We start from the raw sequence: 14,548 nt of genomic DNA, 5'->3' as shown, positions 1-14,548 counted from the left end.
GAAGAAGAAGGGGACGATGAGCGAGACTTTGCGGAATTTCGGCGGCCGACTGCTGTTGGTCGGGTGCGGGAATATGGCGGGCGCGATGCTGGATCGGTGGCTCGCGGCAGGGCTCGATCCGGCGTCGGTCGCGATCGTCGATCCCTTTGCAGTCCCGCGCGCCGGAATCGCCCATTTCGCATCGCTGGCCGAATGGAAGGACGCGGGGACCGGCGCCGACTGGATCATGCTCGGCATGAAGCCGCAGCAGCTCGGCGAGGTCGCCGCCGACCTCGCGCCGGTCGCGACGGGCGCGGTCCATCTGCTGTCGATCCTCGCCGGCGTGTCGCTCGCCGATCTCGCGGCGCGCTTCCCCGAGGCGAAGGCGCAGGTGCGCATCCTCCCGAACCTCGCCGCGCGCATCGGCGCCGGCGTTTCGGCGGTCGCCAGCACCGGCGATGCTGACGAGGCGGCGGTGACGGCGCTGCTGACGCCGCTCGGCACCGTGGTGCCGCTCGCCGACGACACGACGATGGATCTCGTCACCGCCTTCACCGGCAGCGGCCCCGCCTTCGTCTTTCGCCTCATCGAATCCTATGCCGCGGCGGGCGAGCGTCTCGGCCTGTCGGCCGACGATGCGCTCAAGCTCGCGATGGCGACTTTCGGCGGTTCGACCGCACTGCTCGCCGATAGCGGCGAAAAGCCCGGCACCCTGATCGCGCAGGTCGCGAGCAAGGGCGGGACGACGCAGGCGGGGCTCGACGTGCTTGACGAGGACGGCCAACTCGCGGCGCTGTTCACCAACGTGCTGCGCGCGGCGCGCGACCGCGGCCGCGAGCTTGCGGATATTGCGCGGGGCGACGCTTAGCCTTCGCTCCCCAGCTTCGCCACCCGCTCGCGCTCGCGCGCGGGCATCAGCGCCTCGCTGACCTGCCAGAAGCCGGTGACCGCCTGCTGCCCGGCGTGGGTATAGGCGCGGCTCATCGCGTCGCGGAGCTGCTGGAAGATCGCGGCCTCGACCGCGCGGCCGCCGGAGGAGAGGCGCAGTTCCTTCTGCCGCCGGTCGCGGCCGCCGGGACGCGTCGTCAGATAGTCGCGCGCCTCAAGCTCCTTGATCACCCGCCCAAGCGACTGCTTGGTGATGCCGAGCAAGGCGAGCAGGTCCGAAATCGTGATCCCCGGCGCGCGCGCGATGAAATAGAGCGCGCGGTAATGCGCGCGCCCGAGCGTATGCTCGGCAAGCCGCGCGTCGATCGTGCGCCACAGCGCGCCATGGCCGAAAAACAGATATTCGATGCCGCGGCGCACCTCGGCCTCGCGCAAGAAAAGGGCAGAGGCGGCGGGAACTTGTGAAAGAAAATTTTCATCCTGCATGGTCACTACCGTTGCGCTCAGCGCCTGCCTTTGGCAAGAGGCGCGCATCTCTCATCCCCGAGTCACATCCCGAATAACAAGGGTTTCCGTCATGCTTGCTCCCGCCTTCGCCCGCCTTCCGCACCCCGATCCTACGGCGGACGACGTACGCGCGGCGGCGATCGCCGATCCGCAGTTCGGGCGCGTCTTCACCGACCATATGGTGTCGATCCGCTACAAGGAGGGGATCGGCTGGCACGACGCGAAGGTGATGCCGCGCGGCCCGCTGTCGCTCGATCCCGCGACCGCGGTGCTCCATTATGCGCAGGAGATTTTCGAGGGGCTGAAGGCCTATCGCCTCGACGACGGCTCGATGGCGCTGTTCCGTGTCGAGGCCAATGCCGCCCGCTTCAACGCCAGCGCGCGCCGCATGGCGATGGCGGAGCTGCCCGAGGAATTGTTCATCGCGGCGGTCAGGGAAGCCGTCGCCGCCGATGCCGACTGGTTCCCGCCGGTCGCGGGCGGCGCGCTCTATCTTCGCCCCTTCATGTACGCGAGCGAGGTGTTCCTGGGCGTCAAGCCGGCGTCCGAATATCATTTCCTCGTCATCGTCTCGCCCGTCGGCAATTATTTCAAGTCGGGCGCGCCGGCAGTGTCGCTGTGGGTGTCGGAGGATTACACCCGCGCCGCGCCGGGCGGCACCGGCGCCGCCAAATGCGGCGGCAACTATGCCGCGAGTCTCGTCGCGCAGAGCGAGGCGATCGCCAAGGGGCACGACCAGGTCGTCTTCCTCGACGCCGCCGAGCATCGCTGGATCGAGGAACTGGGCGGCATGAACATGTTCTTCGTCATGGACGACGGCAGCATCGTCACGCCGCCGCTGACCGGTACGATCCTGCCCGGCATCACCCGCGACGCGCTCATCACCCTCGCGAAGGACGCGGGGCTGACGGTGCGCGAGGAACGCTATGCGATCGACCAGTGGCAGGCCGACGCGGAAAGCGGGCGCCTCACCGAAAGCTTCGCCTGCGGCACCGCCGCGGTAGTGACCCCGGTCGGCAAGGTGACGCGCGGCGAGAGCAGCTTCACGATCGGCGCCGGCGGCCCCGGTCAGGTCACGAACATGCTCAAGGACCGGCTGGTCGGCATCCAGCGCGGCCTTGCGCCCGACCCCCACGGCTGGGTCACGCGGCTCTAGGCTGCATCGACATTCAGCTCTGGCGGCCTGCAAATGGCGGCTTTCCGCGCTTCCGGTGCTCACGTGCAGAAAGCACGCTGCGCTCCGGGTCACGGAAAACCACCATTTTCGACTCGCCATCTTCTGAATGGCGATACAGCCTAAGCCCTTCCTTGCAATCGCCGACGCCGCGCTATAGAGCGCGCGTCGCACCGGCCGTTGGGGCGTCGCCAAGCGGTAAGGCAGCGGCTTTTGATGCCGCCATTCGCAGGTTCGAATCCTGCCGCCCCAGCCAGCCGGTGCGCAATTGACTATCTGAAAATCAAAACGAAACTCTGCGTTCGAATGCGGAGGTCGCACCCAGCGAAAGGTGCGGGTTCACTGCGTTTGATCGCCGACAAGGCCTTTGATGCGGACAGCCTGCGCAAATGGTATGCGGAAAGGCAGGTCAAGGCCGTCATCTCCTCAGCCCGTCCGGCGCAGCCGCTGGAGATTGATCACCACCCAGAATCCGCCGCGTTTTTCAACGAGGCCGTGATCCTTGAAGAAGGTGATTTCACGCTGCACGCTTTGGCGCGTTACGTCGAAGATGCTCGCGATGTCGCTCTGCGTGAACGGAAAATCGAGTTCGATCGGGCCATCGGCGGGACTCCCGGCGCATCGCTCGGCGAAATCGGCGAACATGTTGGCGATCTGCTGGCGGAGGCGCGTGGTCGCGCGCATTTCGCGCGCCGCGAGCTGGCGGCTGATCGCGTCGGCGAATTTCCGGCACAGCGCTTCGGGGATCGCCGCGTGGCTGTAGTAAAGATCCCAGAAATCGCGTTCATGGAGAATACGGATGCGGCTCCGCACCATCGCGACCGATGTGTGATTATAGGGGCGTCGCGACACCATCGCCGTCTCGGCATAGCAGTTGCCCGCGACATAGATGGTGATCAGCGCTTCGCTGCCGTCCTCGTGCAGGCCGACGAGACGAACATAGCCTTCGACGACCTGGAATATCCGGTTCGCGTCGCGGCCGGCTTCGGCGATGACTTCGCCGGGCTCGACGATCACCTCGACCGTCCGGGCGAGTACCGCGTCGCGGACCGGCGCGGGCAAGTCGCCGATCCAGTTCTCGTGGGTAATGATCCTCTGCATGGGCCGGTTCCGCCTTCTCTCCCTCTTGCGGTTGTAGCATCATCGTGCCGCAGCCCTGTGTAACATAGGTGTCATGCCTCGCGCGCCGCTTCGGTGCACACAGCCCCCGAATCACGGGACCGGTCCAATCCGGCTCACGGAACGGGAGAGGCGATATGACATCCACTACACGCAATCTGCTTCGGGCTTCGGGCGCGCTTGCCCTGACCGTCGCGACTCCGGCGCTGGCGCAAGAGGCTTCGCCGGTGAGTGACACCGGTACGCAGACGCAGGCCGGCGAAGCTGGCATCGGCGAGATCATCGTGACCGCCCGTCGCCGCGAGGAATCGCTGCAGAACGCACCGATCACCGTCACGGCCTTTTCGGGCGCCCAGCTCGAAGAAAAGGGCATTACCGATTTCAGCAGGCTGGCGCAGGCAACGCCGGGGATCAATTTCGACGCTTTTCCCAAGGCTGCGCCGCGTCCTTTCTTCCGCGGCGTCGGCAGCAGCAATCAGGGGGCGGGCGGCGATCCGTCGTCGGTCGCCTTCCTCGACGGCGTCTATCTTGGCCGCGCGGCCATGTTGGGCATCGACTTCTATGACATGCAGCGCGTCGAGGTGCTGAAGGGACCGCAGGGTACCCTGTGGGGCAAGAATGTCGTTGCGGGCTCGGTCAATTTCGTGACCGCCAAACCGGTCGACCATGCCGAAGCCAATGCCCAGCTGACCTTCGGCGAATATGGCCAGATGAACGGCAATCTGATGCTCAACGCGCCGATCACCGACGGATTGGCAGCGCGCCTGACGCTGGGCGCGGTGACCAACGACGGCTTTCGCAAGACCTTCGACGGCCGCGCCCTCGACGACGAAAACAAGCTCAGCGCCCGTCTGCATGTGCGGGCCGACCTGTCGCCGGACACCTGGCTGCTGCTGACCGGCGACATCGCCAAGCAGGATCTTTCGGACAGCTCGCGCTTCAACGTGCTGCTCAACCCGTTCACGCCGGGCGTCGGCTATGCCGATTACGCCGATCCGCGCCGCGCCAACCCCGATCGGCTGGGGTTCACCAAATCGAAGACCGGCGGCCTGCGTGGAGAATTGTCGACCGATGCGCTCGGCTTCGCCAATTGGACGACGGTCGTGGCGTGGCGGACGCTCGACTATGACTTCTCGAACGACCTCGACGGAACCGATGCCGCAACCAACGCGGTGACGGGGCTTCCGGTGAGCGGGCTGCAGGTGCTGGCCAACGAGCACGCCGATTCCTATTCGGTCGAAAGCCGCCTTTCGTCGCTCGGCAATAGCCCTTTCAGCTGGGTCGCCGGGGTCTTCTACAACCGCGACGACGTCTATCGCGAGCGCGAAACGCAGCAGTCGGCGACGCCGACGACGATCAATCGTTTCTTCGGCCATTCGGTCAACAACAGCTATGCGGTGTTCGGCGAGGCGCAGTACAAGTTCGATTTCGGCTTGCGCCTGTTCGCCGGCGGACGCTTCACCCAGGAAAAGAAGGTCTATCGGGCGCGGCGCCTGCAGGGTCCGCTGGCGGCTCCGGTCACGAGCTATGATACGGAGACGACGCCGGGCGTGTTCGACAAGGGCGTGTTCACATACCGCGTCGGCGCCGATTATCGTTTCAGCGACAATGTCTTCGCCTTTGCGACCGTATCGACGGGGTTCAAGTCGGGCGCGTTTCAGGAACAGCCGGGAAGTGCGGAACTGGCACGGATTCCGACCGATCCCGAGCGGCTGACCAACTATGAGATCGGTCTCAAGACCGACTGGTTCGGTCGCACGCTTCGCGCCAATGTCTCGGCCTTCTGGATGGGTTATCGCGATTTCCAGACGATCAAATATGTCCCCGACGCCGCGCAGGCGCCGGTAGGGACGCGCGTCGCGATCGATTCCGCCGATGCGACGATCAAGGGGGTGGAGACCGAGTTCGTCTTCCAGCCCGCGACCTGGATCGACGCCAACGTCCGCTATACCTATCTCCATCCCTATTTCACGCGCTTCATCCAGACTTCGGCCTATCTGGCGGACGGCACGCCTACCTTCGTCGACGGTGCGGGCAACCGGATGAGCCGGACGCCGAAACATGCCGTCAATGCAACGCTGGGGCTGCAGAGTGCGCGCGATGCGGCCTGGGGATGGCTGCGCGCCGAGGTGTCGATGGACTATCAGAGCGACGCGTTCGAAAACAACATCAACGATTATAAGGAATATCGCAAACCGCGCACTTTGTGGGACGCGAGCCTCACCTATAATTTCGACGACCGTTATTCGGTACAGCTGTGGGGGCATAATCTGACCGACAAGGTCTATCGGATCTGGCAGACCAATGGCGGCGTCTATCAATATGTCCAATATGGCGCGCCGCGACAGTTGGGCGTGACCCTGCGGGCCAAATTCCAGTGACGCAAGCGCCTTCTTTCGTGTCGTGCAAGGTATTGGTGCCGTCGGGGGTGCTGGGTTCCGGCTGCCCCGACGAAGCGCTGGCGCGCGGCGTCTCGCTCGCGCCCGACTGTATCGCGGTCGATGGCGGATCGACGGATAGCGGGCCCTATTATCTCGGCACCGGCACGTCGAAGATGACGCGGCAGGCCACCAAACACGACTTGCGCCAGCTCATGCTCGCGCGCGACCGGCTCGGCGTCCCGCTGCTCGTCGGATCGTGCGGAACATCGGGAACCGACGCCGGGGTCGACTGGATGGCGGACATCGCCCGCGAGATCGCGCGCGAGGAGGGGCTCCAGGCGCGGCTCGCGCTCGTTTATTCCGAAATCGGGCCCGGCGCGCTGTTTCCCTATATCGAAGCGGGGCGCACCGCGCCGCTCGATCCCGCGCTGCCGCTGACGGCGGAACGGGTGGAGGAGTGCGAGCATATTGTCGGCCTGCTCGGCTACGAGCCATTGGCGGAAGCGATTGCGGACGGGGCTGATATCGTGCTTTCCGGGCGGACGACCGATACGGCGGTCCTGTCGGCCGTGCCGCTGATGCGCGGGCTGCCGGCGGGCGCATCGTGGCACGCGGCGAAGACTGCCGAGTGCGGCGGGCTCTGCACGGTCGAGACACGCCGCGGCGGGGTGATCTTCACAATCGATGCCGACGGTTTCGAAATCGAACCGCTCGACGGCGCGAACAGTTGCACGCCCTATACCGTCTCCGCCCATCTGCTCTATGAAAATGCCGATCCGTTTCGCCTGAAGGAACCGGGGATCATCCTCGATGCCGCGGGCGCCCGCTATGAAGCGCTCGACGCGCGGCGCGTGCGCGTCACCGGGTCGCGCGCCGAGGTCGTACCCTATACGATCAAGCTCGAAGGCGCAGGCGGTCACGGCTATCGCACGATGGTGTTCAGCGCGATCGCCGATCCCAAGCTGCTCGCGCGCTTCGACGAATGGCTCGGCAGTCTCGATGCCTGGCTCCGCGCCGGCATCGCGCGCGTGTTCGGTTTGGGCGAAGCGGATTATGGCCTCGATTTCCGGGCCTATGGCATGAACGCGCTCAATCCGGTGCCGCCCGCCGTGCCGCCGCACGAGGTCGGATTGATGACGCTCGTCTGGGCGCCGACGCAGGAACTGGCGACCGAGATCGCCAAATATTGCAATCCGATGCTGCTCCATTTCCCGCTCAACCCCGACGACCCTCTGCCGAGCTTCGCCTTTCCCTTCTCTCCGGCCGAGGTCGAACTCGGGCGCCAGTATGAATTCAAGCTCAACCATGTCGTCACGGTCGACCGCCCCGATGCGTTCGCCCAAACCGTCTTCGAAACGATCGGGGAGGGTGATCGTGGCTAAACTCGGCGATGTCGCAAAATATATCCGGTCGAAAAGCGCGGGCCCCTTCTGGGTGACGATCGACATCTTCTGCGAGGATGCCGTGAGCTTCGATCGGATCGCCGGGTCGCCCGCTCTCGCGCCGCGCGCGGTGGCGCGGCTGTTCGGGGTGTCGGAGAATATGATCCGGCAGTATCGGCTGCCTTCGATCCACGTCTTCAAGATCAGCTTTCCGCGCCCGCACGTTCAGGGCTCGCCCGGCGACGCGGATTCGCACGCGGGGCAATATTTCGTTCCCCTGCTTTCCGTCGATCTCGACTAGGAACCGGCCGCATGTCACCAGCAATTCTCGGTTTCGCCATGGTCGGCGTGTTCATGCTGCTCGTTATGTCGCGGCGGATGACCGCGGTGCCTGCCCTCGTCTTCGTGCCGCTCGTCTTTTCTTTCCTTGCCGGTACGGGCATGCAGACCGGAACGATGATGATGGAAGGCGTGACGCAGGTCGCGACGACCGCGGTCATGCTGATCTTCGCGATTCTCTATTTCGGTATCATGATCGATGCCGGACTGTTCCAGCCGCTCGTCAACCGCATCATCGCCTGGGTCGGGAATGATCCGGCGCGGGCGACGGTCGGGCACGCGACGCTGGCGAGCGCGGTGGGGCTCGACGGCGACGGCACCACGACTGCGCTCGTCGGCGTGTCGTCGATGCTGCCCGTCTACCGGCGCCTCGGCATCGATGTGATGATCTTCGCGGTGATCGGGGGCATGTCCTTCATCATCATGAACATGAGCCCATGGGGCGGTCCGGCCGCGCGCGTCGCGGCTTCGCTGCACGTCGATCCGTCGGCGCTATTCATTCCGATGCTGCCGGTAGCGGCGACGGGCCTCCTTTTCGTTTTCCTGCTCGCCCTGTGGTTCGGCCGCCGCGAACGCGCGCGCCTCGGCAAAGATAATGCGGGCGAGGCGACAGAGGATCGCAATTTGGATGACAGGCGCATCGCCGAGATATTTCAGGCCGATCCCGATGCGCTGCGGCCGCGCCTGATCTGGTTCAATCTCGCACTGACGCTGGCCCTGATGATCATGGTCATCATCCGTTTCGCTCCGTTGCCCGTCCTGTTCATGGGCGGGCTTTCCGCGGCGCTCGTCGTTAACTATCCGAAGCTCGCCGATCAGCGCGCGCGCCTCACCGCGCATGCCGGCAACGCGCTCAGCGTCGGCGTGATGGTTCTTGCCGCCGGTGCCTTTACCGGCGTGATGGCGGGCACCGGGATGATCGACGCGATGGCGAAATCGATCCTCGCCGTGTTGCCGCCCGCAGTCGGCCCCTATCTGGGGGGCATTACGGCGCTGCTTTCGATTCCGATGAACTTCTTCCTGTCGAGCGATGCCTTCTACTTCGGCGTCGTGCCGGTGCTGGCCGAAACGGCAAGTCATTATGGCATTTCGGCCGAGGAGATCGGCCGGGCGTCGCTTCTGGGTCAACCGATGCATTCGCTGAGCCCGCTCGTCGCGGCGGTCTATCTGAAATGCGCCTTGCTGGGTATCGAGCTCGGCGATCTTCAGCGCTTTGCATGGAAATATGCGCTCTGCCTGTGCTTCGTGCTGATCGGTGCGGCGCTGCTGTTCGGCGTGATTCCTTTCGCAGCTGGATGACGCCTGGTTGCGAACCTGCGGCGCCATGCGGCTGGCTATGCAGCGCGGCATGCGGGCCAAGCTGACGGAAGCGGGTTATGACGTCGCGGCGCTGTCGGACGATCAGATGACCGACGATTTCCACTATTTCATCTTTCCCAATATCACGATCAACACTTTCGCCGAGCGCTTCTCGATCTTCCGCTACATGCCGCACCCGGATGATCCGGGGCGTGCGACCTTCTGGGTCCAGCAGTTCGAACGGCCGGCAGAGCCGGGGATGAAGGTGGAGCGGCCCAAGACGGTACGCGGGCGCGGACTCGACTATAAGTTCGAAAATGAGGTCTATAACCAGGACGCGCGCAACATCCCTTGGCTTCAGAAGGGCGTCAATTCCAGGGGATTCAAAGGAATGCTCTTCAACCGGCAGGAGCGCCGGCTACGCCATTTCTACGACAGCCTCGATCGATATCTCGCGGCCGAAGACTGAGATATGGTGAGAGTCATTTTTGTCGAGCCCGATGGGACCGAGCGCAATGTCGAGGCGGAGGTCGGTCACTCCTTGATGGAGGCGGCGCTGCGGCATGGCATCGATGCGATTCGGGCCGACTGTGGCGGGGGATGTTCCTGCGCGACCTGCCATGTCCATGTGGACCCCGCATGGCGTAATCGTCTGCCCTCTTCGGGCGAGACCGAAGATCTGATGCTCGAATTCGTCGAAGGCCGAGACGAGTACAGCCGGCTGTCCTGCCAGATCGACGTCTCTGCCGAGCTGGATGGTCTGACTGTCAGGCTTTCAGCGGAATAATGATGCTGTGCTCGCAAGGCTTCGGATGATGATGAAACATGTGTCCGAATCGCGAAATCCCGGCTCGCGGCGTGCATCGCGCGCATAGCGGACGGTCCTCAATCGGCGAGAATCGCCTCGTGCCCGACTTTCGAGCGTGTGCTGAGATGCCCTGAGAGCGGGCGGATCCGTCGAGGGTCTCCTTGGCGGTGGGCGCGAAAATTCAATATTCCAGACGGATCGTCCCGATCACGCTGCGCGGGGCGGCATAATAGGCCTGGCCCCATTCGAGCGAGTTCAGATATTTTCTGTTGGTCACGTTGCGGACATTGATTTTCGCCTCGACATGATCGGCGAGGCGAATGCCCGCGAGCAGGTCGAGCAGCGCATAGCCCCCCTGACGGATGGGAAGCCCGCCGCTGTCGTCGCTGCCGCTGATCCGGCTCTGGTAGCGGAACTGCGCGCCCAGCTTCAGGTCGCGCCATTCGGGGACTTCGTAGGTGGCGGCGAGCTTGAAGACGTTGCGTGGGATGAAGGTCTGTGCCGCCGCGCCCAGGTCGTCGCGGATCTTGAGGTGGGTAAAGCCGCCGCTTAGCAGCCAGCGGTCGGCGACGCGTCCAGAAATCTCGGCCTCGAAGCCCTTGGCCGTCGTGTCCTGACCTTCGTAATAATCGACGCCGGTCGGGCCGCCCAGGCCGTCGTCGGGGTCGAAGGTGCCGACATAGCTCGCCAAGCCGCGCTGCCTCGCGCGGAACAGCGCGGCGGAGGCATAGAGCCGGTCGTCGAGCCAGCTTCCCTTGATGCCCGCCTCGAGGCTCGTTCCCTTCGCCGGATCGAGGCGGCGATTGGTGATGTCGACCTGGCTTTGCGGAGCATAGATGTCGGTATAGCTTACATAGAGCGTCAGGTTTTGCGTGATGTCGAACAGCAGGCCCGCATAGGGGCTGAGCTTGTGGTTGTCGCGCGCCAGATCCGTTCCATAGGAATCGCCCGTGGTCTTCAGCCACACCGCCGACAGGCCGGCGACGCCCTTCAGCCGGTCGGTGAGGTTGAGGTGGATCGCGCCATAGACGCGCGTCAGCCGATCGCGCTCGCGGCCCTGCACCTCGGCATCGGGATAGTCGGTGGGCCGCGGCGGAACGAAGCCGGCGAGCTGGCGGATGTCGCCATAATCGATCTCGGTATCCGAAAAGGCCTCGGCCTCGCTGCTGCGCAGCCAGCCGGTCGAGACGCCGAAGGCGAGCTGATGCTCGCGGCCGAACAGCTTGACGCCGCCCGACGCATAGGTGTCGAGCAGATATTGCCTGTTCCGGGAAGGATAGAGGCCGCTGACCCCGGTCACGCCGAGCCCGGTCTCGGGATCGGGCGTGCCATAGGCATAGAGCCGCAGCGCTTCGGTCTTCTGATCGTTATAGGTGAAGACCCCGCGCACCGCCCAGTCGCCGCCCGGCCGAAAGGTGAGCTCGCCGAACGCGCTCTGGTTGACGACGTCGGCATAGGTCCAGGGCGCGGAGGTCGAGGCGGACCGGGGGTAGGGAATGCGGCTGCCGTCGCTGAAGACCAGCGGTAGCGCCCCCCACAATATGCCGTCGGCGCGATTGTCCTGCCGCGAATAACCGACCGTCGCGGTCAGCGCCGGGGTCACGTCCCATGCGACCAGTGCCGCTGCGACGTCGCGATTAACCTTGTTATAATCGAGGTAGGAATCGCGCGCCTCGTGCCCGGCCATGGCGCGGACGCGCAGCGTGCCCGCGGCGTCGACGGGACCGGACGCATCGCCTTCGATCCGCCAATTGTCGAAGGAGCCGACCGAGGCCGAGGCATTGGCCTGAAAGGCGGCGGTCGGGCGCTTGCGCAGATAGTTGACGGTCGCCGAGGGATTGCCGACGCCGGTCATAATCGCGTTGGCGCCGCGCACGACCTCGACGCGTTCGTAGAACAGCGTGTCGAGGTCGCCGTCGATCGCGCCCAGCAAAGGCAGGCCGATGCCGTCGACCTGCAGATTGGTGACGGCAAAGCCGCGCGCGGTGAAATCGGTGCGGTCGGTCTCGTTGCGCTGCACGGTGATGCCGACGGTCTGTTCGAGCAGGTCGTTGACCGTGGTCAGCGCGAAATCGTCGATCCGCTCGCGGTCGACCACCGTCACCGATTGCGGCGTTTCGCGCAGCGACAGGTCGAGCCCGGTCGCCGATGCGCTTTCATTGACCCCGACTTCCCTGGATTTGGCGGCGGTAACGATGATGTCGCCGCGCGATGTGCCCTGACTATTGCCTTCCGCCTCGTCGGCGAAGGCCGGCATGGAGATCAGCGCCGAGGCCGAGGCCGTGATCAGCAAGCGCGCGGACATCTTCATGCTACTCTCCTGAAAAATGGTCGGGGCGACATAGATTCATGGCTATTGCAACTCAAGCGCAATATGCGATCGACACTCACAATTAAGAATCATTTGCAATAATGGCCAGGCTTTGGCACTAGCCGGCGCGCGGCGACCTGGGGCCGTGCAACCGGAAAATGCGATGGGCAGGGGCGTTAACAGCGGGGGAGCGGCGCGGCGCGAAATCGCGGTGCGAACGTTCGCCGCGGTACCGCTCAACTATGCAGTCACGACGGCATTGGTCATGCTCGTCGCGCGACTCTTGCCTGGAAGCGCGAGCGAGGCGTCGATAGGCGCCACGCTGCTTTCTTTCGCCATCTTCGCTGCCTTGGCCATGATCGCTTTTGCCGTGCGGTCGGTCGTCAGGCTGTGGGCGGTTTTGGTGGGTGTCGCGTTGCTCGCGGGCGTCGCCGACTGGCTGCTCATTCTATGGGGCGGGCGGCTGTGAAGGGCGGTTTCCGGCAATCGATGGCCTGGCTGCACACCTGGACCGGGCTGCTGCTCGGCTGGCTGCTGTTCGCGATCTTCGTCACCGGAACCTCGGCCTATTTCCAGGAAGAGATCACGCGCTGGATGACGCCCGAGGTGCGAACCGTTCCCGCCGACCCCGCGAGCGGATTCGCCGCGGCGACGAGCTGGCTCGCGCGCGAGGCGCCGGGCGCGAGCGAATGGTCGGTCAATTCGGCGGGCAAGCGTGCGGCGGGGCTTCAGCTCTATTGGACGAACGGCCCCGATGCCCCCGCCGACGCGCCGACCGAGGCGCGGCTCGACGGGGCGGGGCGCAAGGTCGAGGCGCGCGAGACGCAGGGCGGCTGGTTCCTCTACCGCTTCCACTACGATCTCCATTACATCAACTGGTACTGGGCGCGCTGGCTGGTCGGCGTCGCGGCGATGGCGATGCTGGTGGCGATCCTCTCCGGCATCGTGACGCACAAGAAGATCATCGCCGATTTCTTCCTGCTGCGGCTGGGGAAAGGGCAGCGAAGCTGGCTCGACGCGCACAACGCCTCGAGCGTGCTGTTCCTGCCGTTCATCCTGATGATCACCTACACCGGGCTCGTCAGCCTCGCGACACACTATATGCCGTGGGGAATCGCGGCCAATTACGCCGATGAGGACAAGTTCTACGATGTCGCCTTTCCGTGGCCGTCGGCGCCCGAAAAGACGGGAGCGGCGGCGCTGACGCCGGTCGGGCCGCTGGTCGCGGCAGCCGAGCGGCGGTGGGGTGCTGCGGCCGGCAGCGTCCGCATCCTCAATCCCGGCGACCGCACGGCGCAAATCATCGTGTCGAGTGCCCCCGACTCGGGCCTGTCGGTCCGGCCGCGTTCGATGACCTTCGACGGCGTGACCGGCAAGCTGCTCGACGTCCATGATCCGGCAGGGGCGGCAACCGCGACCGAGGGCACGATGATCGGCCTCCACGCCGGCCGCTTCGCCTATCCACTGCTCCGTTGGCTCTATTTCGCATCGGGCGTCGCGGGTTGCGTGATGGTCGGCTCGGGGCTGATCCTGTGGACGGTCAAGCGCCGCGCCAGGCTACCCGATCCCGACCATCCGCATGTCGGTTTCCGCCTGGTCGAGAAACTCAATGTCGCAGCGATCGTCGGTCTGCCGTTCGGGATGGCCACCTATTTTCTCGCCAACCGCCTCATCCCGCTCGGCATCGCGGGCCGGGCGGATCGCGAAATCGCCTGGTTCTTCATCGCGTGGGGCGCGGTCGCGGTCTGGTCGATCGCGCGTCCGCCGCGCCGCGCATGGCTGGAAGGACTCGTCGTCACCGCGCTTGCCTTCGCCGCCGTTCCGCTGGTCGACGCGTTCACGACCGGCCGCTCGCTGGCCGCCAGCCTGATGTCGGGCGACATGGTGTTCGCCGGTTTCGACATCGCGATGCTGGCGATCGCGGCGGGGTTCGGCTTGGCTGCGGTCAAGGTGGCGCGCCAGGGGCAAGCGCGAACGGCGCCGCGGCGTTCGGCGCGCGCGGCCGCCGCATCCAGGGCGGAGGCGGCATGATCCACCTCCTCCTCTTCCTTCTCTCTGCGCTCGGTTTTGGGTTGCTCTGCCTCGCGCGCGACCGGCATCAGCGCGACCTTGTCGGTCGCAAGCTCGCTACCGGGGTCTCGAAATGGCTGCGCGGCGGCGGATTCCTCTGCCTGCTGCTCGCCTACGCGATTGCGGGAGTCGGGCTGGGCTGGGCTCGCGGCACGCTCGAATGGTTCGGTCAGCTCAGTGCCGGCGCGCTGCTCATCGTTTTTTATCTCGCGCGGCTTTCATCCCGCAAATCCTCGGCCCGCTGAAGGCCGCCCGTCGCCGATCACCTTCGACCCCCTTAAGGAATATTGC

Annotated in this window: 14 protein-coding genes and 1 tRNA gene; 12 read left to right on the top strand and 3 right to left on the bottom strand. The window is 65.1% G+C overall.

Annotated elements, in window-relative coordinates:
- Window positions 1-16 precede the first annotated feature (16 nt).
- On the top strand, window positions 17-847 hold the full coding sequence (proC, locus tag ACVENA_RS14815; protein ID WP_449325977.1) for a pyrroline-5-carboxylate reductase: 831 nt from the start codon (window positions 17-19) through the stop codon (window positions 845-847).
- On the opposite strand, the gene ACVENA_RS14810 is transcribed toward proC, so the two are convergent.
- On the bottom strand, window positions 844-1,353 hold the full coding sequence (locus tag ACVENA_RS14810) for a MarR family winged helix-turn-helix transcriptional regulator (RefSeq protein WP_449325976.1): 510 nt from the start codon (window positions 1,351-1,353) through the stop codon (window positions 844-846). The genes proC and ACVENA_RS14810 overlap by 4 nt on opposite strands.
- Before the next feature lie 91 nt (window positions 1,354-1,444).
- Between ACVENA_RS14810 and ACVENA_RS14805 the strand changes: the two genes are divergently transcribed.
- On the top strand, window positions 1,445-2,530 hold the full coding sequence (locus ACVENA_RS14805; protein ID WP_449325975.1) for a branched-chain amino acid aminotransferase: 1,086 nt from the start codon (window positions 1,445-1,447) through the stop codon (window positions 2,528-2,530).
- Window positions 2,531-2,729: 199 nt separating this feature from the next.
- Window positions 2,730-2,804: transfer RNA gene (locus ACVENA_RS14800), tRNA-Gln, on the top strand.
- A gap of 170 nt (window positions 2,805-2,974) precedes the next feature.
- Here ACVENA_RS14800 and ACVENA_RS14795 read toward each other — a convergent pair.
- Window positions 2,975-3,649 carry a Crp/Fnr family transcriptional regulator gene (locus ACVENA_RS14795; RefSeq protein ID WP_449325974.1) on the bottom strand — a complete coding sequence of 225 codons (675 nt, stop codon included), beginning with the start codon at window positions 3,647-3,649 and terminating at the stop codon, window positions 2,975-2,977.
- Between the two features lie 155 nt (window positions 3,650-3,804).
- Here ACVENA_RS14795 and ACVENA_RS14790 point away from each other — a divergent pair, with 155 nt between their 5' ends.
- From ACVENA_RS14790 to ACVENA_RS14765, 6 genes are read left to right on the top strand one after another with little or no spacing between them, the layout of a single operon-like run.
- A complete protein-coding gene (locus tag ACVENA_RS14790) occupies window positions 3,805-6,048 on the top strand; it encodes a TonB-dependent receptor (protein WP_449325973.1) in 2,244 nt (747 codons plus the stop codon).
- The gene (locus tag ACVENA_RS14785) at window positions 6,045-7,430 is read left to right on the top strand and encodes an acyclic terpene utilization AtuA family protein (protein WP_449325972.1); all 1,386 of its coding nucleotides are present in this window, start codon (window positions 6,045-6,047) and stop codon (window positions 7,428-7,430) included. Before ACVENA_RS14790 ends, ACVENA_RS14785 begins: the two co-directional genes overlap by 4 nt.
- Entirely contained in the window at window positions 7,423-7,731 is a 309-nt protein-coding gene (locus ACVENA_RS14780; RefSeq protein WP_449325971.1) for a DUF4387 domain-containing protein, read from the top strand. The genes ACVENA_RS14785 and ACVENA_RS14780 overlap by 8 nt, the downstream gene beginning before the upstream one ends.
- A gap of 11 nt (window positions 7,732-7,742) precedes the next feature.
- On the top strand, window positions 7,743-9,068 hold the full coding sequence (locus ACVENA_RS14775) for a CitMHS family transporter (protein ID WP_449325970.1): 1,326 nt from the start codon (window positions 7,743-7,745) through the stop codon (window positions 9,066-9,068).
- Between the two features lie 25 nt (window positions 9,069-9,093).
- Window positions 9,094-9,537 (top strand): SRPBCC family protein, encoded by a 444-nt coding sequence (locus ACVENA_RS14770; protein ID WP_449325969.1) that lies wholly within the window; start codon window positions 9,094-9,096, stop codon window positions 9,535-9,537.
- A 3-nt stretch (window positions 9,538-9,540) separates the two neighbouring features.
- A complete protein-coding gene (locus ACVENA_RS14765) occupies window positions 9,541-9,855 on the top strand; it encodes a 2Fe-2S iron-sulfur cluster-binding protein (protein WP_449325968.1) in 315 nt (104 codons plus the stop codon).
- Between the two features lie 202 nt (window positions 9,856-10,057).
- Here the strand turns inward: ACVENA_RS14765 and ACVENA_RS14760 are convergent, their stop codons facing one another.
- Window positions 10,058-12,187 (bottom strand): TonB-dependent siderophore receptor, encoded by a 2,130-nt coding sequence (locus tag ACVENA_RS14760; protein ID WP_449325967.1) that lies wholly within the window; start codon window positions 12,185-12,187, stop codon window positions 10,058-10,060.
- Window positions 12,188-12,350: 163 nt separating this feature from the next.
- Here ACVENA_RS14760 and ACVENA_RS14755 point away from each other — a divergent pair, with 163 nt between their 5' ends.
- Genes ACVENA_RS14755 through ACVENA_RS14745 form a run of 3 tightly spaced genes read left to right on the top strand, consistent with a single transcriptional unit; the run spans window position 12,351 to window position 14,502 of the window.
- Window positions 12,351-12,656 carry a hypothetical protein gene (locus ACVENA_RS14755; RefSeq protein ID WP_449325966.1) on the top strand — a complete coding sequence of 102 codons (306 nt, stop codon included), beginning with the start codon at window positions 12,351-12,353 and terminating at the stop codon, window positions 12,654-12,656.
- A 20-nt stretch (window positions 12,657-12,676) separates the two neighbouring features.
- Window positions 12,677-14,218 carry a PepSY-associated TM helix domain-containing protein gene (locus tag ACVENA_RS14750; protein ID WP_449325965.1) on the top strand — a complete coding sequence of 514 codons (1,542 nt, stop codon included), beginning with the start codon at window positions 12,677-12,679 and terminating at the stop codon, window positions 14,216-14,218.
- Window positions 14,215-14,502, top strand: a complete 288-nt coding sequence (locus ACVENA_RS14745) for a DUF3325 domain-containing protein (RefSeq protein ID WP_449325964.1) — start codon at window positions 14,215-14,217, stop codon at window positions 14,500-14,502. Before ACVENA_RS14750 ends, ACVENA_RS14745 begins: the two co-directional genes overlap by 4 nt.
- Window positions 14,503-14,548: the final 46 nt, after the last annotated feature.

This window comes from Sphingopyxis sp. 550A (assembly GCF_053569535.1).
The sequence above is the reverse complement of the archived record's forward strand: the minus strand, read 5'-3'. Positions and strand labels throughout refer to the sequence as shown.